Here is a 26,163-nt window from a genome sequence, read left to right on the forward strand (position 1 = left end):
TGAACCCCTAAGGATGTGATTACATGCCAGGCCGTGCACGTTCACAGATGAAGAGCCTGCTGCGCCGCACGATATGGCAGTGGATGACGGGAACGACCGATCGGCTTGGCGGTTGTTCCCTTCAAGTTAAGCTCATTGTCGCGTATATCGGCGTCATTTTAATCCCGGTGGTATTGTTCTCGCTATATACCTTTCACCAACTGTACGAGAATACAATGAAAGACATTACCGTACAAAATCAGTATGTGTTGGATACAGAGCTGGCCCATATTCATAGCAATATGGAAATTATGGAGCGAACCGCACAGCTTGCGGTCTCAGATCGCAACGTGCTTCATTATCTAACCGAGGAACGTGAAATAAGCAGCGATGAGCTAGTCCAATTCAACTTGAATGTGTTTCCAAATTTACAGCACTTGCTGTACAGTAATCCCAATGTAGAGAACATTCGACTGTATACCAATAATCCCCAGACGCATGAAATATGGCCGATGATTTTCAAAGAATCACGATTGCCTAAGGCTTCCTGGCTGAAAGCGGCTCAACTCCGACAAGGGAAAATATGGTGGGATATGTACAAGGGGCCGAAAAGCTTACTTGGGGGACAATCCCGCCAGGAAAGTGAGACAGTGCAGTATATGGCACTGCTGCGTGAAATTCAGTCTACTGGAGGAAGACACGCGGGGTTGGTAGAAACAAATATGAGGCTGGAGCTATTTTCACCTAGGGTATTTGGAATCCCGCAACGTAATCGCGCATGGCAAATGTTCATTCTGAACGGCGGGGATTCCATCTCAAACGGTGGAAAATTAGTGTCTTCTACCGATATAGCTACAGCTTCCTTTCAACCTGATCCCATTCCGATCCCTCTGTCCCATGTGCACCATCTGTTACAGTCCCGCGTTCAGGGACAGGGTGGTGTTTTTGACTTTACCTATGGGAATAAGCCTTATCTTGGTTTGTATCGTTATATAGAAGGGTTGGACGCCTACCTGCTAAATGTGGTGGCGCTGGACGGTCCGCTGGGTGATCTCCGTCAGAAACGCAATGCTATGCTGCTCATTATTAGTATGCTGATTTTGTTTATGTCCGTCATTTCCTATACCTTGCATGCCTTCATTCTCAAGCAGCTACATACCCTGCGTGAATCCATGAAAAAAGTAGAGCAGGAGGGTGACTTTCAGCTTAAGATTCCAGTATATGGACGGGGAGAAGTGGCTGAGCTGGCTTTATATTTTCGCAGTCTGCTGAGTCGAATTAACGGGCTCATTGCCGAGGCAGTACACAAGCAGGCCACTGCTCAAGAAGCTGAACTGCTAGCGCTCAAGCATCAGATTGATTCCCACTTTCTCTATAATACATTGGAAAATTTAAAAATGATGGCGGAGATAGAACGGCAGTACCCGCTGTCGGATGCCCTTACCTCCCTTGGCTCGATGATGCGTTATAATCTCCAATGGTCCGGGTCGTGTGTTACGTTGCGGGATGAAATCCGACATATCCAGCATTACGTGGCCATCATGAACATTCGCCACGATAACCAAATTGGATTGGAAATTCATCTATCGTCGGCGTTTATGGAACTGGAGATGCTGAAAATGTCGCTGCAGCCTGTAGTCGAAAATGCTATCAAGCACGGGTGGAGTACATTGCAAAGCCCATTCAGCATCACGATTGAAGCCTGCTCTAAGCAGGATATCATAGAATTGCGTATACAGGATAACGGAGTGGGGATCTCTGAAGAAAGAAGAAACGCCATCATGGCTGGTCTAGCGCGAACGGATATGGATTCCCTCGAGCCCGGGATGAATGGGGGAATCGGTTTGTATAATGTGCATCGCCGTTTAAGTATGCAGTATGGCGCAGAGTATGGCATAAGACTGGACAGCATCCACGGACAATCGACGACAGTGACCCTGATTTTGCCTAGACGTTACATGATGAGGGGGACGGACCATGACGACCAAGCTGTTGATTGCGGATGACGAGAAAAATATTCGAATGGGACTTCAAGCTATGATCGAACGGGAATTTTCCGGTCTCTATGAATGTGTACTGGTCAAGGACGGAAGGGAAGCCTGGCAGCATGTGAAGCAGTTTTTGCCCGAGTTGGTGATAACGGATATCCGTATGCCTATTATGGATGGCATTATGCTGATGCAGCATATTCGTGAGCTGGAGCCGGAACGCAGGCCGTTGGTGATCATTCTCAGTGGATATGACGAGTTTCAGTATGCGCGCGAAGCGATTCGCTGTGGGGCACGGGAGTATTTACTCAAGCCGATCGTAAGGGAGGAACTGTTCGGTGCGCTGGCAGTTTTGAATGAGGAATTGAAGGAGAGGAACCCCCTCACATACGATAGTGTTGTCGGCGTAGAGAAAGATAGACTAGCTGGCGCGAGTGCCAACGTCGATAGAAGTGGTAGTATGACACGTGCTATCCAATATATCCACGCTCATTACAGCGAGGATTTGAATATGGCAGTAGTATCCAACTCAGTATCCTTGAATTATACGTATTTTAGTCAGGCGTTCAAAGCTTATACAGGCCTCAGCTTTGTTCAATATGTAAAAAGGCTGCGCATTACAGAAGCCAAAAAGCTGCTGGAGTGTCAAGGGGGCAGGATCTATGAAATTGCGGCTAACGTGGGCTTTGACAATGCAAAGCACTTTAACAAAGTGTTTCGTGAGCTGGAGGGGATGAGCCCGCAGCAGTTTCGAGTGCAGAATCAAAGGGGTAATTAGATATAAAGAGGGGGAAAACTCCACTGCCTTTTTACCCTTATCCTGATATAATAAACGTATGCATAACCATGACCTTCAATCAGAGAGTTTGTACACAATCACACGAATCGCCGAACGGAAGGGGAGAGCATATGGTTATTTATGAAACGGACCAAGCTTATATCATGACGACGCAGCATGACCATGCCCATATTTCAGGTGAGTTGGCTTTACAATGGGAAGAGAGTGCCTTCAAGAATAGACGTCATAAGCAGGATTTTGTATATGCAGCAAGGGAGCATGATCGGGGTTGGATACAGTTAGACGCTGCTCCTTTCTGGAATGATCATATGTCAGCACCTTATACATTTATTGATTTTCCACTCAGTCCACGTTTTGTTTTCTATCGTCTTGGGATTGATGAAGTCGAACAAGGAAACACGTATGCTGCGTTGCTGTGTAGCTTGATGTACAAGGAGCTAGTCGGGCGGACCGAGCATCAAAATGCTCAGGACAAGCAGATTACGCATGCTTATCAGGAAGCGGAGGAACAGCGTCGTCTGAGGCTCAAACAGGAGCTGGCATGTGGCGTAACCTTCGACCATCAAGTGCGGACGGATGTACGGAGAATGTTGTTTTGCGACGAATTGAGTCTGTTTTTGTGCAGTCGAGAGCCGGGTACGCCTACAGTAGAATATGAATGGTTTGCTGAAGGTTTGAGCTTCCCGGCTGTTCGTCATGAAAGCGGGCGAGTTTGGGCCGAGTGGCTATCGGATCAGACTGTAGGTCTCTCCTTTTTTCCTTTCAAGGGCAAGGTAGGGATTACTCATACCTTTAAAAAGGTGGACAAGGAGAAAATTCGTACCTTCGGTCTCCTAGAGGCTTACCGTTCTTCCGAATGGACGCATCGAACCTTTACCGTTGAACATATCATGGAAGTAGAAGAACATAAGGAGAATGCCTGACCGTCTACGGATACAGCCTCGAACAATAATTTGTTTGTAGACGCAGAGAAAAGCCTCCCTGAACCATGATTCAGAGAGGCTCGCTTTTTTCTAGCTTTAACATTTTACGATTTTGCAGAGGTTTTCGCACGATTGACAATAGTCTGTACCTTATTCAATACCTTATCGCGTGCCCCTTTATTTTTCATCAGATACGTCACACCCATTCCCAATGCTGCTACCACCCATTTCTTATTCTTCATAAAGTACGCCTCCTTATGATCATGTTGTCATACCCAAATGCTTAAAAGCATCCAAAATGTGAAAAGATGAACGGGATTTTACGATTTAGTGATTCCTTGCACTCGTTCCGCATAACTATGATTTACCCTTCTCCATCACATCTTACCCGTTCCTTCGCCAATGAAACGATTACGACTGTCTTTTCATGTTTAATGGATATTATCAAATATCCCGCCACAATGGCTTCAGACGCACATGACAGGGAGGTCTTTGTTATGAGAAAGAAGGAAGTGGTTGCCATGCTGCTCGCCGGCGGACAAGGCAAAAGACTCAAAGGACTTACCCGTACACTAGCCAAACCGGCAGTATTTTTTGGGGGAACTTACCGCATTATTGATTTCCCTCTCAGCAATTGCACTCATTCTGGTATAGACACCGTAGGCGTATTGACCCAATACGAGCCGTTGGTGCTTCATTCCTATATCGGCGTAGGCAGCGACTGGGATTTGGATCGTCTGGATGGAGGAGTGTTCGTTTTACCTCCGCACGAGAAAGAAGATGGAAACAACTGGTACAGGGGCACGGCGGATGCAATTTATCGAAACCTGCATTTCTTGGATCAGTATGACCCGGAGCATGTACTCATTCTGTCAGGGGATCACATTTATAAAATGGACTACAGTCGAATGCTCCACTATCACAAGGAGAAGGAAGCAGACTGCACCATTTCTGTTATCAATGTCACGATTCAGGAAGCTAAACGATTTGGAATCCTGAACGCTGACGATGATCTGAAAATATATGACTTTGAGGAGAAGCCTGAACAGCCGAAAAGTACATTGGCCTCCATGGGTATTTATTTGTTCAAATGGGAGGTGTTGCGTCGCTATTTACTGGAAAGCGCAAGCGATTCTGAATCCTCACATGATTTTGGCAAGGATATCATTCCATTGTTGCTTCAGCATGGCCGGTCGCTGTATGCGTACCCGTTTGCTGGGTACTGGAAGGATGTAGGTACCATTCAGAGCTTGTGGGAGTCCAACATGGATCTTCTGGTTCAGGATCCGCCTTTGGATCTGAACGATCCTTTCTGGCGCATCTATACTCGCAGCCCCAATCAACCGGCCCAGTATATAACCCAACGGGCGATCCTCAAAAACAGCATTGTAAATGAAGGTTGCATGGTGGATGGAGAAGTAAGGCATTCTGTACTATTTTATGGGGTCGAAGTAGGTGAAGGGAGCGTCATTACCGATTCTGTCATCATGCCGAACGTAAAAATTGGGCGCAATGTACGTATTCACCGGGCTATCGTGAATGAGAACATCGTTATTGAAGACAACGCGTTTATTGGACCTGAAGATAGTTCTGATGAGATTATTTTGTTCGATCAGGAAAGCCAGCTTCATGCACGAATTTAACCTGGATAAGGACGGTGTCTGCTATGAGTCGACTCATTGGAGTTATCAACCTGGATCACGAACTGGATCAGTTGAAGGAGTTGACCTATTTCCGGTGCGGGGCCGCAGTCCCCTTTGCTAGTCGATATCGGCTCATTGATTTTACCTTATCCAATATGATGCATGCAGGGGTGCATGATATTGCATTGTTTATCCGCCGCAAATACCGTTCGCTGCTGGATCATCTGGGCGAAGGTCGGCCTTGGGATTTAGACCGCAGACGGGGCGGGTTGTTTATTTTGCCACCGGACTGGAATGATCCGACGGATGCATCGCGTGGAGATTTGCAGCATGTGCACAACAATCTGGACTTTTTCCATCGCTCATCGGGGCAAACCATTATTCACGCAGGAACTCAGCATGTCAATAAGGTGGATATCGAGGATGTATATCGTTATCATCAGGAGAAAAATGCAGATGTTACCCTTGTATATAAACCCATAGACCAGCTAGAATCTGAGCATGATCCTTGTGCACGACTGGAGATTGATGAGAACGGACGAGTGACGGGTATTCATCAGGAGCAGGATCATCATAACATTTATCTGGAGATGTTTGTGATGGACAAAGACTTGTATCTGGATCAGGTGAAGCATTGCATTGCCCATCAGGATAATCATTTCTTTCGTGATGCCATCCAGAAAAACCCAAGTGGACTGCGTATTTATGCGTATCGTTATGAAGGTTATCATGCGGTTATTAATTCTATTGAGAGCTACTATAAAAACAGCATGAAGCTGTTGGATCAGCAGCAGTATCAAGCCCTGTTTCAGAATCAGCCGGTGCACACCAAAATCAAGTATGAAGCCCCGACCCGCTATACGCACAGCGCCGAGGTGGATCATTCACTTGTTGCCAATGGCTGCACCATTGGAGGCAAGGTCGAGAATAGTATTCTTTTCCGTGGAGTGCGGGTGGAGGAGGGTGCGCGGGTAAGCAACTCGATTATTATGCAAAAATGTGTCATCCGTAAAGGGGCAGTTGTGGAGAATGTGGTTTTAGATAAAGATGTACAGCTTTCACCAGATCGAACTCTGATTGGAGACATTAGAGTTCCCTATGTCATTGCCAAGAATAGCGTAATTTAAAGGATATACTTAGCCATTAAAACGGAAATAACAGGAGGTACAACTTTGTTCAGCAATAAAGAAGCATTTAAGCAGGCTTTTCGAGAGCAACTGGTCGGAAGGCTGGGCAAACCGATGCAGGAGGCTCAGTCGGAAGACGTATATAAGGTTTTGGGTGGCATGATTCGTGAACAAGTCGGCAAGAATTGGGCAGAAACGAACCAAGCCTATAAAGAAGGACAAGAGAAGCAGATTTATTATTTTTCCCTGGAATTTTTGATAGGTCGTCTACTGGGCAGTAATCTGCTGAATTTGGGCGTCCTGGATATGGTTCGGCAGGCATTGGGTGAACTGGGCTGGGATCTGGAGGAAATTGAAGAACAGGAGGCGGACGCGGGGCTAGGCAATGGGGGTCTCGGCCGTCTGGCGGCTTGCTTCATGGACTCGCTGGCATCCCTTAGCTATGCAGGACATGGGTGCGGCATCCGGTATAAATATGGTCTGTTTGAACAGCGTATTGTGGACGGCAATCAGGTTGAACTGCCGGATTACTGGCTACAGAAAGGGAATGTCTGGGAGGAACGTCGTCCTGATAAAAAGGTCGAGGTTCATTTTTGGGGAAGAGTGGAAACCCATGAACAGGAGGGACATCTTGTATTCGAGACAAAGGATGCTGAAACGGTCTGGGCTGTCCCTTACGATATTCCGCTGGTAGGCTATGGTCATACACAGGTGAATACGCTGCGGATTTGGAGTGCGGAATCAGCGCTTGATCCCGTTCGAGGACCGATTCGAGGCGAAGGCGGTTATTACCGCTTTCTCGACTACAATCGATCGGTGGAATCTATCTCCGCATTTCTATATCCGGACGACTCCAATTATGAGGGAAAGCTGCTTCGCTTGAAGCAGCAGTATTTCCTGTGCTCGGCCGGATTACAAAGTATTTTGCGTACGTTTGAGAAGCTTCGTTTACCTTATAGCCATTTGCCCGATAAAATAGCACTGCACATTAACGATACACATCCGACCCTAGTTATTCCGGAACTGATGCGTATTCTGATGGACGTGAAGGGCTTGGGCTGGGACGAAGCATGGGATATTACGACGCGAACCGTTTCATATACGAATCATACGATATTAAGTGAGGCGTTGGAACAATGGCCTGTTAATATGGTACGGGAGCTGCTTCCTCGTATTTCTTTAATCATTGAAGAAATTAACAAACGTTATTGCGCTATACTACTGGAGCGTTACCCAGGCCAGGACATCAAAATTGGTGAAATGGCGATTATTCACGGTGAACAAATCCGTATGGCCCACTTGGCAATCGTCGGCAGCTACAGCGTTAATGGGGTGGCTGCGCTGCATACGCAAATATTAAAGGAACGAGAGATGAAGTCGTTTCACGAGCTGTACCCTGACCGTTTTAACAATAAAACAAACGGGATTGCCCATCGCCGCTGGCTGATGCACGCCAACCCGGAGCTGGCAAGCTTGTACGATGAGACGATCGGCACACGCTGGAGGACCCGTCCAAGGGAGCTCATCGACCTGCTTCGTTACAGTGGGGACGAGACGTTCAAAGAACGGATACAGGCGATTAAGCGAAATAATAAAGTCAGGCTTGCTGAGTATGTTTTTGCAAAACAGGGCGTGCGATTGGATACGTTCTCCATTTTTGATGTACAGGTCAAACGGTTGCATGGTTATAAGCGACAACTGCTCAATATTTTGCATGTGATGCATCTATACAGCCAGCTTAAAAGTAATCCGGGCCTGGATGTGACGCCACGCACATTTATTTTTGGAGCCAAAGCCGCCCCCGGTTATTTTCTCGCCAAACAGACGATCAAGCTCATTAATAACGTGGCGGACACGATCAATCGAGATGTGGAAGTCAAGGACAAGCTGAAAGTCGTTTTCCTTGAAAATTATTCGGTCTCACTGGCGGAGCTGATTATTCCTGCGGCGGATGTCAGTGAGCAGATTTCCACGGCAGGCAAAGAAGCTTCAGGCACAGGCAATATGAAATTTATGATGAACGGTGCGCTCACAATAGGTACATTGGACGGAGCCAATGTTGAAATGCATGAAATGGTAGGCGATGCCAACATGTTCATTTTTGGATTGAAGGTGGATCAGATCGAGGCATATTACCGGGACGGCCAGTATTCGGCGCGCAAAACAGCCAACAGTGACGAAAGACTGCGTGAAGTGCTGGATCAACTTGTGAACGATGCTCCTTTTACGCGGCATGAACGGGAATTTGAGGCCATTTATCAATCCCTGATTGATCATAATGATGAATACTTTGTGCTCAAGGACTTCGCAGCCTATGTGGATACGCAGGTTCATATTGAACAGGTGTATCGGAATCCCTCGGAGTGGACTCGGCGTGCTATTGTCAATATGGCACACTCCGGTAAATTTTCTAGTGATTGTACGATTCAGCAATACGCGGCTGAGATTTGGGACATTGTACCTCTCCAGAACGATGTCTACAAGCGAATTCTGTCCTAAAACGGCGAAACAGGCGGAATAGCATTGCTTTTCGAACGCTGAGGGTTATAATGACAGTATAGACATAAGTAAGGATGGGAGCTGTAAATACTCATTCCTGAAATTGAATTGTACTGTTGAAGGAGTCCTCCTATTGATAAAGCTCAATCCGAAAAGGCTCAAACCTCATAAATCGAAGAAGAACTATAATATGTTTCAAAATATAGGGCGTGCGATTCGGCTGAATTTCATCAAGCTGTTGCGCGCCCCTGGAGGAGTTAAAAAGATCTCCTTGGGCTTCGCCATTGGCTTTGCGCTGGAGATGATTGTGATTTCCACGGCTTCTCTGGTATACCTTGTTTTTTATCCGATTGTTCGTCTCTCTGGCGGCTCGCTGCCTGCGGCCATTGTGGGTAACGTTGTAGGTAAGCTGACCTTTTTGCCAATTGTACTAATGCCATTCGCCAAGCAAGTGGGGGCTTGGATTTATCCATCTCATTATCCGGTACATGTCAGGGGCGGACGACTTCACGAGCATTCTTTTATGGAGCTGTTTCACGGCAACTGGTCTGTATTCAGAGACTTGTTGCACGGAGGCTTGCACATCCTGATCGGCATGTCGATTTTCGGTGTGGTGCTGGGCATTATCTCGTATTTTGTCATTCAGGTTCTGTATAATCGTTCGCTGCACAAACGGTTGGAGAAGCGGAAGTTGCGTCATGGCGCAGCATTTTCGGCGGCCAGACTGCTGAAGAATGGATAACTATGTATAAGAAAGAAGCTCTTCGAGCCTATTCATTAGGTCTGAAGGGCTTCTTTGAGTTGGGGCAAGAAAAAGCCTATGATCTCTATAAGACCCATACGCTTTTGGCATATATTGTAACAGGATTGGCTTCATTTGCTCGAATCGTTTACAATACGTGTGCATACAACACTGGACGACAGGTTAATGTACATACAAGGAGTGATGAAGTTGCGGAAGATATGGCAAATCTACTTAACAGACTGGAGAAATGTATTCAAAGTATCGACCGGGACTTTATTAGTCATTGGCATCATTCTTTTGCCTTCCGTCTATGCATGGGTGAATTTGAAAGCGATGTGGGATCCATATGCGAATACATCTGGAATTAAAATTGCAGTTACCAGCCAAGATCAGGGTGCAGAAGTGAATGGTAAAAAGATTAATATCGGCGATGAGGTTTCGCATAACCTTCAAAATAACAAGAAGCTGGGTTGGACTTTTGTCAATGAAGCGGAAGCACGGAAAGGTGTGTTGGATGGTGATTATTATGCCAGCCTGCTGATCCCGAAAGACTTTTCAGAGAAAATTACGAGTGTGCTGACGGAAAATCCGCAAAAGCCGGAAATTGATTACGCCGTAAATGAAAAAATTAATGCAGTAGCTCCGAAAATTACATCTTCGGGGGCAACCTCTCTGACGAACCAGATTAGCCAAAACTTTATTGAAACTGCCAGCCAGGCGGTATTGACGAAGTTGAAGGATGCTGGAGTAAAGTTGGAGGAGGAACTCCCGACAATTCGTAACATTGAAAACCGGGTGTTGGAGCTAAATAATCGACTACCGGATATCGATAGGTTGGGCAAACAGGCCTTGGAGCTGGAGCGAAATTTGCCGAAAATTAAGGCGCAGGGACAAAAGATTATCGCATTGAAGGAGAAAATTCCTGAAATTAACCGCGCCGGTGACCTGGTGCTCAAAATTGACAAAAACATGCCTGAGCTGGACAAGGTAGCCGCTATTATTTTAGATATCCAAAAAAGACTACCTGATATTCAAAAGGCTGGTGATCGAATTGTTGAACTGGATCAAAATTTTAGCAAGGTAGAAAGCGCACTGACCACCGCCCTGGAGGATACGCAAACGGCTCTTAAAGTTATTAATGCTGCCCAGAGGGCACTGCCAGAAGTACAGCAGATAGCGGACACAGGCAAGGACTTTACAACCGGTTTACTTGAATTTCTGGACAAAAATGAGGGTGCGCTTGATTCGATAGGTACAGTAGTTAAAGAAGATTTACAACTGGTACAACAAATTGCGAATGAGGTTTCTCAGATTACAGACATCATTCGTGGTGTGGATTTTGATCCTAAAGCAGCACAAGCTGCGGTGAATCGTGTCAGCGGTAGGCTGACAACTGCCGTGGGGGTGCTGGATCATATTTCTCAATTGCTGAACCGTGTGAACGGATACTTGCCAAGTCAACCTCTGGATTCACTTATTTCCCGTGTGGGCGGGGTGGAGGATCGTTTCCGCCGTCTGAATAGCACAGTAACTAGTATCGGGAATGCCATCCAGCGCGGTGAAAAGCCTGCGCAAAATCTGCTGGATGACACTGATCGCCTTGCTGGAGAAATCAGTAGCGGAATTGACAACATTTTGGGCAATTATGATACGGAGTATGCACCCGCCATTCAAAAGGCGCTAGATCAGATCAAATCCGTTGCCCGCAATTCTGCCAATGTGCTGACTACAGCTCAAGAGCAGCTACCGAATATTGAAAAGCTATTAAATGACGCACAGGGTGCAGCAGAATTCGGCCAGCAAGAGCTAACACGTCTCCAGCAGGATCTGCCACAATACCGTCAGAAACTGCATGAAGCGGCGACAACGATTCAGGGACGTATGGGCGAGTTTACGAATGCTGTGAACAAAGCAGCAGACTTCGTAAATAACGATTTGCCGATGGTTAAAAGTAAAATTCATCAGGCGGCAGATTTTGTGCGTAATGATTTGCCCAAAGCGGAACAACAGTTTGTCAAAATGGCTGACTTAATTGAAAATAAATTTCCTGAAGCGGAAAAAGCGGTGCACCAAGTAGCCAATTTTGTAAGGACCGATCTTCCAGCTGCCGAGGATTCCATACGTCAGGCTGCAGATACCATTCGCAAGCTTAAGGGCGAAAATGCACTCGGACGCGCTATTGCATTGCTCAAGGGGGATGTGAAAAAGGAAAGTGAGTTTCTCGGCAGTCCGGTATCGTTGAAGCAGGAACGGATATATCCAATCCCTAACTATGGTTCTGCGATGTCACCTTTTTACACTACATTGTCGATTTGGGTAGGTGCGATGCTACTGGTATCAATGTTCAGGGTAGATGTGGATGACCCGGAAGGACAATTTAAAAGCTACCAAGTGTATTTCGGACGGCTGATGACATTCTCCACAATTGGTATTTTTCAGGCGCTGAGCGTATCTCTCGGTGACTTGTTCCTGCTCGGGGCGTATGTGGATGCCAAAGTAGCCTTTGTACTATCCTCTATGCTGATCAGTCTGGTGTTTACGGCGATGACCTATACACTAGTTTCTGTGTTCGGCAATATCGGCAAGGGACTGGCGGTCATCCTGCTGGTGCTTCAATTCTCCAGTTCAGGAGGGACGTTTCCGATTGCGACGAGTACACCATTCTTTCAGGCGCTGAATCCATTTGTACCATTTACCTATGCGGTTAGTCTGTTACGAGAGACAGTAGGAGGGATGTTGGCTTCAACGGTGATACGGGATGTGGTGATGCTGTTTGTATTTATCGGTGTTTGCTTCCTGTTTGGATTGGTGTTGAAGAAGCCGCTCAGCAAGCATACGAAAAAAATGGCTGAGCGAGCGAAAGAAACGAAATTAATTCCTTGATTGTTAAATAGAGAGTGAGTTACGGTGGATAAACGCGCTCCGCGAAGGATTTGATCTTACGATCGCTGTTGCCACGGGATTCTTTGGATTAGATAGACATGAAAAGGTAAGAATCCCGTGGCAAAGGCGAACGCGCCGCTTCTCCAGATTCAAATCCTCCGCTCTGCTGGCATCCGCCGTAAAGTCACCTTCTTTTAATATTCGGCGGGTAGTACGGGGAGGTGGCCTCCGCATGTTATGCTTCGGCATGGTGCGGAGGCCTTTTTGCATGCGCTCTCCAAACTTTAAATTGCATTTGGGGGTGTTTCAATGCGGTTTGTTCTGGTGAATAAACGGAGTATGGTCTTTTTTGGCATGTAATTTTGCGGAATTTTAAAATCCTTAAGCAAAGGCGGGAGGTAGTATGGAGTATTCATACTTAGGAAAGTCAGGCTTAAAGGTGAGTCGGTTATGTCTGGGGACGATGAATTTCGGACCAGAAACCGAAGAAAAGGATGCGTTTAAAATTATGGATGCCGCACTGGATGCGGGCATTAACTTTTTTGATACGGCTAATGTATATGGCCATGACCGTAAAGGTTGGACAGAGGAAATTATCGGACGTTGGTTCCAGCAGGGCGGCGGAAGACGCGAGAAGGTCGTGTTGGCAACGAAGGTATACGGAGATATGAAAAATGAACATGACGGACCCAATGCAGGATCAGGCTTGTCTGCTTACAAAATTCGCCGCCATTTGGATGCGTCTCTGAAACGTCTGCAGACCGACCATGTAGAGCTATACCAAATGCATCACATTGACCGAAACGTGTCATGGGATGAGCTGTGGGGCGTATTCGAGTCCGTGGTGGATCGGGGACAAGTTGGTTATATCGGTTCCAGTAATTTTGCGGGCTGGCACATTGCGGTGGCGCAGGCCGAAGCGAAGGCACGGCGTTTTTTGGGGCTTGTATCCGAGCAGCATTTGTACAACTTGAACGAACGTTCCGCCGAGCTTGAAGTATTACCGGCAGCTCAGGAGCTGGGGCTGGGTGTGATCCCATGGAGCCCGTTGGCGGGCGGACTGCTGGGACGGAATGCGTTAGCTGGTACAGGTTCCCGCAGCGCACGCGCCAAGGAAAAGGTGGAGCAGAATCGTATGAAGCTGGAGCAATTTGCAGCATTGTCCCGCGAGCTGGGTGAAAAGGAAGACGTGATTGCACTGGCTTGGGTACTTTCCCATCCGGCTGTAACGGCTCCAATTATCGGACCACGGACCTTAGAACAGTTAGAGGATGCTCTACGGGTACCTGAGGTCAAATTGAGCGAGGAAGTGCTTGCCAAGCTGAATGAGATTTTTCCAGGTCCAGGAAAACCTGCGCCAGAAGCCTACGCTTGGTAATAATACTTTGTACTCGTCATAAAGCATCATTCTTTGTTAGAAATCATCGGCAAAAAGCAGCAGATCAGGAGCCTCTCTTTGATCTGCTGCTTTTTTCTGGTGCCTGATCCACATTTGAACGACCATGGAAAAAATATATATGCGCTAAAACAAAAAGATTAATTCTCCCATTAATGCAAAAAGAACTTCCAGAGATTGTGTTGCTTCTACGGTCGCCAGTTTTTGCATATTTCCACGAACCTGATCTATAGCTTTAAAAAATAAAACTCTTTAAATATCGTTATTTCTCATATTAATAATAACTTAGGTCATTCATTTCAAGAGTTTTTTTACGGTTGACAAGGCAAAAGGGATGCTGTATATTACTGAAAGTTGGTGTTAATAGTAATTATTACGATTTAAAAAATGAAAATGAAAATGAAAAGCCGATATTCAAGGGAGCGTACCAGCGATGAATAAGAAAGCAATACCAGTAACAGTGTTGAGCGGATATTTGGGTGCAGGAAAAACAACGATTTTGAATCATGTATTAAACAATCGGGACGGAATGAAAGTGGCAGTCATCGTCAATGACATGAGTGAAGTGAATATAGATGCTGAGCTGGTTAAAAAAGAGGGCGGCTTGTCCAGAACAGAAGAAAAACTGGTCCAGTTGTCTAATGGTTGTATTTGCTGTACATTGCGTGAAGATTTATTGGTGGAGGTCAAGAAACTGACGGAACAAGGCGAGTTTGATTATATTTTAATCGAATCTACAGGCATCAGTGAACCTGTGCCAATCGCTCAAACCTTTACGTACGCCGATGAAGGAACTGGCATTGATTTGGCATCGCTGGCAAAACTGGATTGCATGGTGACCGTAGTCGATGCGAACCGTTTCTGGCATGATTTTGAATCAGGAGAAACGTTACTGGATCGCAGGCAGGCTACTGGTGAAGACGACACGCGTGATATCTCGGACTTGCTCATAGACCAGATTGAAACCTGTGATGTATTGATTCTGAATAAGTGCGATCTGGTTCAGTCTGCTGAGCTGGATAAGCTGGAGGGTGTGCTGCGGAGATTACAGCCTGAAGCCCGAATCATTCGTACTTCCAAGGGAAAGGTCGCTCCTTCGGACATTTTGAATACAGGGCTGTTCAATTTTGACAAGGCTAGTCAATCCGCTGGATGGATTCGGGAGCTGGAGCTTGAAAGCCATACACCGGAAACGGACGAATATGGGATAAATTCCTTTGTATATCGTCGTAGAAGACCATTTCATCCTGCAAGATTGGCTGAATTTATGAACTATTGGCCGGAGGAGATCGTTCGCGCCAAAGGTTTGGCCTGGATTGCAACCCCGCAGGATTGGGCAGCGAGTATTAGTCAGGCAGGACCATCTATTCAATTTGGCCCTGCGGGAAGCTGGCTTGCTGCATTATCCGAAGAAGAACGGCAGGAGATCGTTGCAGCTGACCCTGAGGCTCTGGACCAATGGGATGAACAATGGGGCGATCGCATGAACGAAATCGTCATGATCGGTATCGGAATGAATCGACCGGACTTGGAAGAAGAGCTAGATGAATGTCTGCTGAACGATAATGAAATGGATATGGACTGGTCCAGTTTTGAAAATCCGCTTCCTTGGCCGACATGATGAAGCTAGTTGATCCATTCATTAATAAAGTCCATACATTTTTTAGCTGCTGGAGAAACATTTTTTAAGGAAGCGGTAGCGATACCGATAGTACGGGAATGCCTCTCATCCAATGGACGAATAGAGATGTCGTAAGGAATGTGAGACGGGATCATTTCAGGAAGAATACTCACGCCTAGTCCATTCTGCACCATAGCCATAATCGCATGGTCATCTTCTAATTCATATTTGATTTTAGGTGACATATTATGCTGTGAAAAAATATTCCTTACATCGGTGTCACAGCCTGCAACAGGCATAATAAAAGGCTCATCTCTGAGCTGTTCTACTCGAATGGAGGCTTGCTTTCCCAGAATATGATCGGAAGGAAGTAGACAAAGCATGCTTTCTTCTTTTAAGGGCAACGCCTCTAATGTGTCTAGCGTGGGGAGGTTCACAAAGCCGAAATCAGCCTCCCCACTGATTATCCAGCTCTCAATTTCATGGTAGTTCCCATCGAGCAGTTTTATTTCAATAAGAGGAAACTGCTCATTGAATTTTTTTAGAATACGGGGCAGCCAATGAATAGAGACGCTTGAAAATGTGCCGATCTTTACGGTTCCGATTTCCAATCCTTTAATTAGAGCTACCTCTTGGTAGAGCTTTTCGTCCATTTGTACGATCTCTCTAAATTGCTTCATCAATCTTTCTCCGTTATTGGTCAATCTGATGCCTGAACGACCTCGGATCAGAAGAGTCAACCCTAATTCATGTTCCAATCCAGAGATCGCATGGCTGATTGCCGATTGTGTAAGATTTAAAACTTCCCCGGCCTTTGTGAAACTTCCCATTTCAACTACGCAAAGAAAAATCTTATATTTAAACAAATTCCTGTTCACTCCTATTTTTTTAATGAAATATATTCATGTATCATATCAGATATATTCATTTTTTTTATTTAATATTTATGATTATAATCAAATGAAAGAAAGGTTATATATTTTTGTTTTAGGAGGAACATATGAACTCAATTGCTAAAACTCCTCGGCCACCCTATTATGCGGCTATCTTTACTTCTGAACGTACGGAAGGAGATGGCGGATACGGAGTGATGGGAGACAAAATGGTGGAACTGGCTGCCGAGCAGCCTGGTTTTCTAGGTGTGGAAAGTGTTCGTGATCACAATGGAGTAGGCATCACAGTTTCCTATTGGGAGTCTCTAGACGCTATAAAAAATTGGAAACATAACGAGCTGCACAAGGTAGCGCAGGAAAAAGGGAAATCCGAGTGGTATAAAACATTTGGTTTAAGAGTGAGCAAGGTAGAACGAGATTATTTTTTTACAGTGTAAATAGGTTCAATATCTTTCTATTCATATTCAGTTCATAAACGTGGGTTATCCTCGCTATAGAAACCGTATAGGGAGGATATGAATGTGGATTATACAGACAAAAAAGAGACCTTGGCCATTGAAGCAAGGGGACTCGTTAAAACTTTTGGTGATAAGCATGCGGTTGACGGTGTCGATTTGAATGTCCATGCTGGCACGATCTACGGTGTGCTCGGCCCTAATGGAGCAGGTAAGACGACTACCATCCGAATGCTGTCAACGTTATTGCGACCTGATGGTGGATCAGCGCGTATCTTCGGGCACGATGTAGTAAAGGAGCCGCAGGTTGTGCGTCAATTGATCGGGGTAACAGGCCAATACGCATCGGTCGATGAGTCGCTTAGCGCTACTGAGAACTTGATCATCTTCTCTAGACTGCTTGGACTGGGACGTGCCGAGGCGCGTCATAAGGCAGCGGAGCTGTTGGAGGAATTTGGCTTGGCCGAAGCAGCCAAGCGACCGTTAAAAAATTTTTCGGGAGGCATGCGCCGCCGACTGGACTTGGCCGCCAGTCTCATCGCTAAGCCGCCGCTGATCTTCCTGGATGAGCCGACTACCGGACTAGACCCGCGCACGCGTGTCAAGATGTGGGACACGATCCGGCGTCTGGTCAAGACCGGTTCCACCGTACTGCTCACTACCCAGTACCTCGACGAGGCGGATCAACTTGCTGACCGAATCGCGGTGATCGATCATGGCCGGGTAGTCGCTGAGGGTACGGTGGATGAACTGAAAGCGGCAGTGGGGGCGTCGACTCTGCAACTCAAAGTGCAAAATCAACAGGACATTGAGAGAGCTGTTCAGATCGTTGAACAGGTGCTTTCAGTCAAGTCCAGCGTGTCAGTGGAAGTTGGAAAGATTATTTCTCCGATGGCCAATGCAGATCGGGTAACGGACCTGCTGATTGCCCTCCGTACTGGAGAGATTCGTCTAGCAGAAATGAGTGTGCAAAAGCCGACGCTTGACGAGGTGTTTTTGTCCATCACTGGTCATGGGGCACAAGTAAACGAGCAGCAGACGTCCCAAGGAGCGCATGCTGGGGAGGGGGCGAGAGCATGAAGAGCACTACGGTTATGACAGGTTTTGATCGCACTTTGAAGAAGTCTGTGAGTTTCAGACAGGCGTTCTTCAATTCCATGACGATGGCCTACCGGGGCATTCTGAAGATCCGGCATACTCCCGAGCAATTGTTTGATGTCACGCTCCAGCCGATCATTTTCACACTTATGTTTACCTATATCTTTGGTGGCGCCATCTCAGGAGACGTGCAGCATTATTTGCCGGTTATTATTCCAGGCATCCTCGTGCAGACTGTGATCTCGACCTCCGTCGTTACCGGCGTCCAACTACGTGAGGATATGGACAAAGGAGTGTTCGACAGGTTCAAGTCACTCCCAATCGCACGTATTGCGCCTTTGGCTGGAGCTCTGCTGGCTGACAGTATCCGGTATACTATTGCGACTGTACTTACCTTCGCCATGGGGTATATTTTGGGGTATCGGCCAGAGGGAGGGCTGCTGAGTGTTGCTATCGCCGCGCTTTTGGTCATCGTGTGTTCCTGGGCAGTCAGCTGGATTTTCGCCTTCTTTGGCGTGATTGCCCGCACTGCTTCCAGTGTACAGGGCATCTCCATGATTGTTCTGTTTCCGCTCACTTTTGTTTCCAACGCATTTGTGCCTGTGGACACAATGCCTGGTTGGCTACAGTGGTTTGTGAACGTCAACCCGATTTCACATCTTGTGAACGCAGTCAGGGAGCTTGCGAATACGGGAACGATTGGCGGGGAACTGGCGATCTCCCTGCTTGGCGCTACAGTCATTGTGGCGATTTTCGCGCCGCTTACGGTGCGTGCATATATGCGTAAAGCATAAGATGGCAGTCTTCTTGACGAGGATGAGAGATTTAAGGCAGAACTAGTTAGGGGGATTGAAATGGCGCGTGTATTGGTCGTTGATGATGATCCGCATATTCGCGAACTGGTCGGACACTTTTTGAGGATGGAAGGTCTGGAGGTAGTCGAGGCGGTGGATGGATTGGACGCGATGCGCATTTTTGATCAAATCAAGGTCGATTTACTTGTTCTTGATATCATGATGCCGGGAATGGATGGTTGGGGGTTGTGTCGTAAGCTGAGAGAGCAAACCGACCTGCCGCTGCTTATGCTTACAGCTAAAGGCGAGACGACACAGATCGTGAAAGGTTTCGCGCTCGGAACGGACGACTATCTTGTCAAGCCATTCGACCCCATGGTGCTTGTTGCACGCGTGAAGGCTTTATTAAAACGTTATCGTATCATGGCTTCCAAATCAGTGACTGTCGGAGATCTTGTCCTGCGGAGTGATACATTTGAATGCCGGGCTGAAAAGAAGGAGTTTACCCTGCCGCGCAAAGAATTTGAGCTGCTCTTCAAGCTGGCCAGCTATCCTGGCAAAACCTTTACCCGCGACCAGTTGATCGAACAGATCTGGGGTTATGATTATGAGGGAGACGAAAGAACGGTTGATGTCCATATCAAACGCCTTCGGGAACGGTTTCCGGAGGCAAGCCACTCCTTCCGGATCAGTACGATCCGAGGATTGGGTTATCGGCTGGAGGTAAGGCAATGAAACGAGAACCGGGATTCCTCCATATCCTTGCGAGACTCATGCTGGTGTTATTGGTGCTGTATCTCAGCTGGACTGCCGCGTTCTTTATTATGGAGGCGATCTATTCGCACATGTCATGGGCTCCCCATGGTTTGTTCGTCTTTCTTATGAATACGACGCTAGGCTTTTTCTTCTTCGGTATTATCAGTATGACGGTAAGGCGCTTCTTCCAGCCTAGAGAACAGCACGCTTTTACCGAAATGATCGATGCTTTAAAACGTATTTCGCAAGGAGACTTTCACATTAATCTGGATTGGGATCTCGGCGGGAGGAACGGAAAACATCGGAGGCCGCATCCTTATGTACAGTTGGTGGACAGTATCAATGATATGGCTGCAAATCTGAAGGCTATGGAAAAGCTGCGGGAGGAGTTTATTTCAAACGTATCCCATGAAATCGGCTCACCGCTGACCTCGATAATCGGATTCGCCAAGGCGCTCAAGGACGAGAATCTGGATCGTGAACAGCGAGACCGGTATTTGACGATCATCGAGACGGAGTGTATTCGTCTATCCAAGCTAAGCGATAATCTCATGAAGCTGGCGATTCTGGATTCGGAGCGGCATCTGTTTCGTCCGTCCCTTTATCGGCTGGACAAGCAGCTAATTTCGCTTATTCTCGCCTGCGAACCGCAATGGGAGGCTAAAAAAATCGAGATGACTGTTGAGGTGGATATCGTTGAGATCAACGCGGACGAGGATCTGATGGGCCAGGTTTGGGTAAATCTCCTTCACAACGCCATTAAATTTACACCACAGGGTGGAAGCATATCTGTTTCTCTTTCAAGTAACGGTGAACAGGCGGTTATCCGCATTGCGGACACGGGACAGGGCATCAACGAACAGGATCAGCAACGCATTTTTGAACGGTTTTATAAAGCAGACCAGTCACGGGCCCGAACTGCAGGAGGCAGCGGCTTGGGACTGTCCATTGCTTATAAAATAACAGAGATGCATACCGGCTCTATCTCTGTATCCAGCAAGGTGGGAGAAGGAACGGTATTTACGGTTATGCTGCCGCTGCGCCGGCAAGGAATGAAAGGCAGCAACAACTGTGAAATGTACACCGGCACAGTAATATAAAAAGGAGCGTCTTCAAAGCCATAAGCGGCTGAAGGACGCTCCTTTTTAACTCCCATACTTATACTCTTATGGCATATGCGTATGTGCTCAGGACTTAGATGAATTTACCGGCTGCATTTCCTGGATAGCTTCCTTCAAGTTGTGTGAGCATAGCTCATACAACTGTTTCCTTTGCTGTTCGCTGGAATTCGTAGCCAGTTTTTGCAGCTCGGTTGTACATTGCTGCAGCAGCGTCAGTACAGCTTGATTCGAATCCTGTGCCTTGGACATCTGTACATTATCACTGTATGGGTCAATATATAGCTCCCCTTGCGTGTCCACCTGCGCGAAAAACACATCTTTGACCGTCAGGCTCTTTTCCTTTAGCTTGGCATCCAGCCATTGTTGAGTAATCCCCATATATGCCATTTGTTGCTCCATAAGTTGTCCATCCATAATGACTGCTGTGGGTTCCTTCTCCGGTAGCTGAAACATATTCAAATCTTTAAGCGTCACAGGCTGCTTGTCTTTGGTTAACAGCACATTGACTTCGCCACTGGTTTCCATGAGAGCAAATTCTACATCAGATACTTTGAATACATTCTTGCTTCGTAGCTGCTCCATGAGTTCATCCAGGGTGAGCCGTTCCTTTCTCAGATTATCCTCTAAAATTTTGCCGTCTTTGATCAGGATTGTTGTCCTTCCATCTGTTATATCTCTGATTTTCTTGCTTTTAATTTGCAAATATTCAATGCCAAGTGTTGTCAGTACCCATACTGACAAGGCTATGAGGCCTAGATACCAGGTGGATTCACGCTCCATAGGAATGGTAGCAGCCAGGTTACCTATCGTGATTCCTGTTATATATTCGAACAAGGAAAGCTGGGATACCTGACGTTTTCCAAGAATTTTGGTGATTAAAAATAATATAGCGACAGCCATTAATGTGCGTATAGCAACCTCGGCCCAATCCTGCATTTACTCAACCCCATTTCATTTCGCCACAAGGGCGCTACTATTCCAAGGATATCCGCGTCAAGGCACATTTAAACTCCAATTCCCCTAAATTTAAATAACTGAGCTACCAATAAACCGATTAAATACGATATAAGATTAAAATTTTCTATCGTTGAATTAGCAATGTCTATTACACAAGCGATTGACGGAAAAGGGTCGGCAGGATACATTATAAATATAATCCTTATTTAATTCATCGGAATTATAAACATTAAGCTCACGGAGGTATGTATATGTCGTCCAAACCTAAAGTTGTATTGTGGAGCAAAACCGGCTGTCATTTTTGTGGAGAGATCAAATCGTACCTGGAATCCCAAAATCAGCCGTATGAAAATATCCAAGTGGACGGAAATGATGCGCTGCGTGACGTGCTGGAAACCAAATATGGTGTTCGTTATGTTCCTGTCGTCGAAGTAGGCGGGGATAACAAATATGAAGCCCTGCTCAACCCGGATCTGGAAGAGTTGGGTAAAGTGCTGGAAAGTTACAATCAAGTGGTATAACAATCATGTTCAAGAGAGGTGGAAGAGTTATGGCTAAGAATAAACAAATTAAATTTGGTGCGATTATTCACGGCGTTGGGGGAAGCATGACGACTTGGCGTCACCCTGAAGTACCTGCGGACGCGAGTGTTAACTTTGAATTTTATAAAACGCAGGCACAAAAGGCAGAGGAAGGAAAGTTTGACCTCGTATTTATCGCAGATGGCCTGTTCATTAACGAAAAATCCATTCCCCACTTTCTAAACCGTTTTGAACCAATTACGATTTTGTCCGCTTTGGCTGGGGTGACGAAGCATATCGGACTGGTCGGCACATTGTCGACTTCCTATAGCGAACCGTTCACGGTAGCACGCCAGTTTTCTTCCATTGATCATATTAGCGGAGGTCGTGCAGGCTGGAATGTGGTGACTTCCCCGCTGGAAGGCTCTGCCCTTAACTTTAGCAAAGGCGAGCACCCGTCGCATCCGCAGCGCTATAAAATTGCAGAGGAATATTTACAGGTTACCAAAGGACTGTGGGACTCGTGGGAAGCGGATGCGTTCGTTCGTGATAAGGAAGCTGGAGTATTTTTTGATCCTGAAAAGCTGCATACATTGAACCATAAAGGTGAGTTTTTCTCTGTGCAGGGTCCGCTGAACATTGGACGATCCAAGCAGGGACAGCCGGTTATTTTCCAGGCAGGTTCCTCCGAGGATGGCAAAAACCTGGCCGCTAAGGAAGCGGATGCTGTATTTACAGGACATGAAACGTTAGAGGAAGCGCAGCAGTTTTATCGTGATGTGAAAGAACGTGCGGTACGCTATGGTAGATCCGAAGAGGATATTGTCATTTTGCCGGGCATATCGCCGATTATTGGCAATACAACGGAGGAAGCGGAACGTAAGTATGAAGAGATCACTAATCTGGTGACGATTGAGGCTGCGCTAAAATATTTGGGACGTTTCTTCGATCATCATGATTTCTCACAATATCCGCTGGATGAGCCATTCCCTGAGCTTGATGGTATTGGCAGCAATGCGTTCCGCAGCGGTACAGATAAAATCAAACGAGTAGCCAAGGAACAAAACTTGACCTTACGCGAGGTTGCGTTGCGTTCAGCTACACCGAGAACCTCTTTTATCGGAACCGCTGAGCAGGTGGCGGATCGAGTGCAGGAGTGGTTTGATAGAAAAGGAGCAGACGGATTCATTATTGGTTCTGATGTACCATCGGGTCTGCATGACTTTGTAAATTTGGTTGTGCCTATTTTGCAGGAACGCGGTATTTACCGTCAGGAATATGAATTTAGTACACTGCGCGAAAATCTGGGAGTGCCTATTCCTGAGAACCGCTATACAGCAGCCAGATCCAAAGTGAAGGTTGACGCATAACAGAAGGAGGAAAAAATATGTCCAAGGTTGTCATCCTATCAGGCAGTCCGTCTACACAATCCCGTTTATACGGCTTGATTAACTATACAACGGAGCAGTTGCAGCAGGCTGGAGCGGAGGTCACATTACTGAATGTGGTCGACTTGCCAGCGGAGGATCTGGTCACAGCTAACTTTAACAGCCCCGACGTCACAGCATCACTTGCATTGATTGCAGCAGCGGATGCCGTTATTGTGGCTTCTCCAGTCTATAAGGCGTCCTATTCAGGACTATTGAAAATATTCCTGGATTTGGTTCCGCAGGAGGGGCTAAGAGGGAAACCTGTCTTGCCTTTATTTATCGGAGGTACACTGGCTCACCTGCTGGTCATTGACTATGCGTTGAAGCCGGTTATTAATGCACTGGGCGGAAGACATATTCTTGGCGGGGTGTATGCAGTGGATCAGTGGGTCGAGCGTCTGCCAGATGGAGCATACGGGTTGTCCGAAGAATTGGTTGCACGGTTGGAACGTTCTGTTAAAGAACTAAATGAGCTATTAAAATTATAGATATTTTCAATATTTCCATTGACAGGTCGTTCAGTGAGTTTTATGATACAAAAAACCAAGTTAACTTATTGGATAAATGTATATAAAACTTACTGGGGGACTTGCGTATGAATATCGAGAATATGGAAGCCTTTGTATACGTGAATCATTATGGGAGCTTTAATAAGGCGGCAGAAGCCTTGTTCTTGTCCCAGCCCTCTGTTACAGCCCGGATTCAGACGCTAGAGCGCGAGCTAGAATGTAAGCTGTTCGACCGTCAAAGCAAGCAAACGGTTCTGACGGAGTATGGACGAAAGTTTCTTCCTTATGCGGAGCAGATGCTTCAGGTGCTGCAAAAAGGGAAGCAAAAGCTCCAACAGCGTAAGAAAGCCCCTCAACAAATTCGAATTGGCTGCACGATATCGGTGTCGAACTACATTATTCCAGAGATATTAAAGCAGCTTCGTGCCCGTTATCCAGAGGTTAACTACAAAATTGTGACGGCAACGACGGATCAACTGGTACATAAACTGTTGAACCGTGAGGTAGACATTAGTTTTGTCCGTAAAGTGATGCATCCGGCTATCCGTACGCTTGCTTTTTATGAAGATCCGATTTCCCTGTATGTATACGACGGCCATCCGTTTATGAAGACAGGAAAGGCCAGCATACAGGATATTCAACGTGAAACACTGGTGTTTTTTGAATGCGGATCACTAGATTGGATGAGAATTCATCGCGCTTTTGAATCACTGGAGCAGCCACCAGACATTGCTTTTCAGGTAGACAATGTGGTCACGGCCAAAAAGCTGGTATTGGAAGAAGCGGGTATTGCCTTCTTGCCAGATGTCTGTGTGAACCGTGAAGTAAAAGATCAGAAACTGTTCCGTATCCATGTTCCAGAGATAGCTAGGGTGTCGATGCAGATTAGCATAATTGCGACCAAAGAAGACTGTGCAGTAACCTCAGATTTTGCAGATGCACTGACAGAAGGTTTCCGGAGTGCTGTTTTGTTATAGAAAAGTTCTATAGCTTGGTGGATTGACGTATAGGTATCCAGGTGTTAAATTAATCACATCCTAAAACCGATTAAACTTATAGGAATTATGTATGATAGAATGTTATAGCTACCATGTATGTCGCAAACTGCTGATATACAAAGAGATGAGGGGGATTCATATGAAAAAGTGGTTTGCAATATTGTCTGTTATGGCAATCATCCTGGTGTTGGCAGGCTGCGGTTCCTCAGATAACGCGTCCAGTGCGTCAGGTTCAAGCGGAGACGTGAAAAAAATTATCGTAGGCACAGGTACTCAATTCAAAAATGTATGCTTTATTGACGAAAACGGAAATTTAACAGGTTTTGATGTGGAACTGATCAAGGAGCTGGACAAGCGCCTACCTCAATACGAATTTGAATTCAAAACGATGGACTTTGGAAATTTGCTGCTAAGTCTCGATGCCGGCAAGATTGATCTGGTATCGCATCAAATGGAAAAAAACCCGGAGCGTGAAGCCAAGTATCTGTTCAACAAAAATCCATATAGCATTTTTCTGAACAGAGTCGCTGTAGCGAAGGATAACAATACCATTCATTCCATTGATGATTTGAAAGGGAAAAAGGTACTTACCAGCCCAACCAGTAATGCGGCGTATGTGCTAAAAGAATATAACAAAAACCATGGAGATGCCCTGAATATCGTTTATACGAGTGGTGCGGCCAATGATACGGTGCAACAAATTACGAGTGGCCGTATAGATGCTACCGTTACGACAGACTTTGCGAACCGTTTTAACACCGATGAAAAAGGAGAAGTAGCTCTGAAAACCGTTGGTGATCCTTTGACTCAATCGGATGTACTGTATGTACTGAATAAAAATGAGCAAGGATTGGCGGATGACCTGGACAAAGCCATTCAGGAAGTGAAGGACGACGGTACGCTGTCGAAGCTGAGCATTAAATGGCTTGGAGAGGATTTCACGAAGTCTCTGGAAGATGTGAAAAAGGAAGGTAACAGCAGTAAAAAGTAAGGATAGACTTGGACATTTCAGCGGTCAGGGTACTCTA

Annotated in this window: 23 protein-coding genes and 1 pseudogene; 20 read left to right on the forward strand and 4 right to left on the reverse strand. The window is 46.3% G+C overall.

The annotated features are described in order from the left end of the window. Positions 1–23 precede the first annotated feature (23 nt). From MKX46_RS00710 to MKX46_RS00720, 3 genes are all read left to right on the forward strand, one after another. Positions 24–1,985, forward strand: a complete 1,962-nt coding sequence (locus MKX46_RS00710; RefSeq protein ID WP_341070762.1) for a sensor histidine kinase — start codon at positions 24–26, stop codon at positions 1,983–1,985. Further along, positions 1,957–2,745, forward strand: coding sequence for a response regulator transcription factor (locus tag MKX46_RS00715; protein ID WP_341070763.1), 789 nt, complete (start codon positions 1,957–1,959; stop codon positions 2,743–2,745). Before MKX46_RS00710 ends, MKX46_RS00715 begins: the two co-directional genes overlap by 29 nt. A 131-nt stretch (positions 2,746–2,876) precedes the next feature. Continuing rightward, the gene (locus MKX46_RS00720; protein ID WP_069010222.1) at positions 2,877–3,689 is read left to right on the forward strand and encodes a DUF3891 family protein; all 813 of its coding nucleotides are present in this window, start codon (positions 2,877–2,879) and stop codon (positions 3,687–3,689) included. A gap of 104 nt (positions 3,690–3,793) precedes the next feature. Here the strand turns inward: MKX46_RS00720 and MKX46_RS00725 are convergent, their stop codons facing one another. Then, the gene (locus tag MKX46_RS00725; protein WP_023988334.1) at positions 3,794–3,931 is read right to left on the reverse strand and encodes a hypothetical protein; all 138 of its coding nucleotides are present in this window, start codon (positions 3,929–3,931) and stop codon (positions 3,794–3,796) included. Positions 3,932–4,186: 255 nt separating this feature from the next. On the opposite strand from MKX46_RS00725, the gene MKX46_RS00730 reads away from it, so the two are divergent. From MKX46_RS00730 to MKX46_RS00755, 6 genes are all read left to right on the forward strand, one after another. Beyond that, entirely contained in the window at positions 4,187–5,332 is a 1,146-nt protein-coding gene (locus MKX46_RS00730; protein WP_029519096.1) for a glucose-1-phosphate adenylyltransferase, read from the forward strand. A gap of 23 nt (positions 5,333–5,355) precedes the next feature. Further along, positions 5,356–6,459, forward strand: a complete 1,104-nt coding sequence (glgD, locus tag MKX46_RS00735) for a glucose-1-phosphate adenylyltransferase subunit GlgD (RefSeq protein WP_029519097.1) — start codon at positions 5,356–5,358, stop codon at positions 6,457–6,459. 45 nt (positions 6,460–6,504) lie between these two features. After that, the gene (locus tag MKX46_RS00740; protein ID WP_341070764.1) at positions 6,505–8,958 is read left to right on the forward strand and encodes a glycogen/starch/alpha-glucan phosphorylase; all 2,454 of its coding nucleotides are present in this window, start codon (positions 6,505–6,507) and stop codon (positions 8,956–8,958) included. Between the two features lie 190 nt (positions 8,959–9,148). After that, positions 9,149–9,700 carry a DUF2062 domain-containing protein gene (locus tag MKX46_RS00745; RefSeq protein ID WP_049817076.1) on the forward strand — a complete coding sequence of 184 codons (552 nt, stop codon included), beginning with the start codon at positions 9,149–9,151 and terminating at the stop codon, positions 9,698–9,700. 210 nt (positions 9,701–9,910) lie between these two features. Continuing rightward, positions 9,911–12,586, forward strand: coding sequence for a YhgE/Pip domain-containing protein (locus MKX46_RS00750; protein ID WP_341070765.1), 2,676 nt, complete (start codon positions 9,911–9,913; stop codon positions 12,584–12,586). A gap of 403 nt (positions 12,587–12,989) precedes the next feature. Then, positions 12,990–13,964, forward strand: a complete 975-nt coding sequence (locus tag MKX46_RS00755; protein WP_029519103.1) for an aldo/keto reductase — start codon at positions 12,990–12,992, stop codon at positions 13,962–13,964. A gap of 150 nt (positions 13,965–14,114) precedes the next feature. On the opposite strand, the pseudogene MKX46_RS00760 reads toward MKX46_RS00755, so the two are convergent. Then, positions 14,115–14,231, reverse strand: a pseudogene (locus MKX46_RS00760) (multidrug resistance efflux transporter family protein); the annotation flags it as partial. 184 nt (positions 14,232–14,415) lie between these two features. Here MKX46_RS00760 and MKX46_RS00765 point away from each other — a divergent pair. After that, positions 14,416–15,603: a GTP-binding protein gene (locus MKX46_RS00765; protein WP_029519104.1), complete on the forward strand. Its 1,188-nt coding sequence runs from the start codon at positions 14,416–14,418 to the stop codon at positions 15,601–15,603. Between the two features lie 5 nt (positions 15,604–15,608). Here MKX46_RS00765 and MKX46_RS00770 read toward each other — a convergent pair whose 3' ends face one another. Then, a complete protein-coding gene (locus tag MKX46_RS00770) occupies positions 15,609–16,469 on the reverse strand; it encodes a LysR family transcriptional regulator (protein WP_341070766.1) in 861 nt (286 codons plus the stop codon). Between the two features lie 134 nt (positions 16,470–16,603). Here MKX46_RS00770 and MKX46_RS00775 point away from each other — a divergent pair, with 134 nt between their 5' ends. The 5 genes from MKX46_RS00775 to MKX46_RS00795 all read left to right on the forward strand — a co-directional run bounded on the left by MKX46_RS00775 (position 16,604) and on the right by MKX46_RS00795 (position 20,699). Next, positions 16,604–16,933, forward strand: coding sequence for an antibiotic biosynthesis monooxygenase family protein (locus tag MKX46_RS00775; protein WP_013310063.1), 330 nt, complete (start codon positions 16,604–16,606; stop codon positions 16,931–16,933). A 78-nt stretch (positions 16,934–17,011) separates the two neighbouring features. Beyond that, the gene (locus MKX46_RS00780; RefSeq protein WP_165147309.1) at positions 17,012–18,031 is read left to right on the forward strand and encodes an ATP-binding cassette domain-containing protein; all 1,020 of its coding nucleotides are present in this window, start codon (positions 17,012–17,014) and stop codon (positions 18,029–18,031) included. Next, positions 18,028–18,843: an ABC transporter permease gene (locus MKX46_RS00785; RefSeq protein ID WP_029519108.1), complete on the forward strand. Its 816-nt coding sequence runs from the start codon at positions 18,028–18,030 to the stop codon at positions 18,841–18,843. The genes MKX46_RS00780 and MKX46_RS00785 overlap by 4 nt, the downstream gene beginning before the upstream one ends. A 60-nt stretch (positions 18,844–18,903) precedes the next feature. Next, positions 18,904–19,578, forward strand: coding sequence for a response regulator transcription factor (locus tag MKX46_RS00790; protein ID WP_165147291.1), 675 nt, complete (start codon positions 18,904–18,906; stop codon positions 19,576–19,578). Then, on the forward strand, positions 19,575–20,699 hold the full coding sequence (locus tag MKX46_RS00795; RefSeq protein ID WP_165147288.1) for a sensor histidine kinase: 1,125 nt from the start codon (positions 19,575–19,577) through the stop codon (positions 20,697–20,699). Before MKX46_RS00790 ends, MKX46_RS00795 begins: the two co-directional genes overlap by 4 nt. Before the next feature lie 87 nt (positions 20,700–20,786). Here the strand turns inward: MKX46_RS00795 and MKX46_RS00800 are convergent, their stop codons facing one another. Next, positions 20,787–21,656, reverse strand: a complete 870-nt coding sequence (locus MKX46_RS00800) for a DUF421 domain-containing protein (RefSeq protein ID WP_069010217.1) — start codon at positions 21,654–21,656, stop codon at positions 20,787–20,789. A gap of 272 nt (positions 21,657–21,928) precedes the next feature. Between MKX46_RS00800 and MKX46_RS00805 the strand changes: the two genes are divergently transcribed. From MKX46_RS00805 to MKX46_RS00825, 5 genes are all read left to right on the forward strand, one after another. Further along, a complete protein-coding gene (locus MKX46_RS00805) occupies positions 21,929–22,198 on the forward strand; it encodes a glutaredoxin family protein (protein ID WP_029519113.1) in 270 nt (89 codons plus the stop codon). Between the two features lie 29 nt (positions 22,199–22,227). After that, entirely contained in the window at positions 22,228–23,568 is a 1,341-nt protein-coding gene (locus MKX46_RS00810; RefSeq protein ID WP_029519115.1) for an LLM class flavin-dependent oxidoreductase, read from the forward strand. A 17-nt stretch (positions 23,569–23,585) separates the two neighbouring features. After that, a complete protein-coding gene (ssuE, locus tag MKX46_RS00815) occupies positions 23,586–24,116 on the forward strand; it encodes an NADPH-dependent FMN reductase (RefSeq protein WP_029519116.1) in 531 nt (176 codons plus the stop codon). A gap of 107 nt (positions 24,117–24,223) precedes the next feature. Beyond that, complete coding sequence (locus MKX46_RS00820; RefSeq protein WP_029519117.1) at positions 24,224–25,114, forward strand: LysR family transcriptional regulator; 891 nt, start codon at positions 24,224–24,226, stop codon at positions 25,112–25,114. 160 nt (positions 25,115–25,274) lie between these two features. Next, a complete protein-coding gene (locus MKX46_RS00825) occupies positions 25,275–26,126 on the forward strand; it encodes a transporter substrate-binding domain-containing protein (RefSeq protein WP_029519118.1) in 852 nt (283 codons plus the stop codon). Positions 26,127–26,163: the final 37 nt, after the last annotated feature.

It is taken from the genome of Paenibacillus sp. FSL P4-0113, from assembly GCF_038009305.1.
GTDB classification, from domain to species: Bacteria; Bacillota; Bacilli; order Paenibacillales; family Paenibacillaceae; genus Paenibacillus; species Paenibacillus polymyxa_D.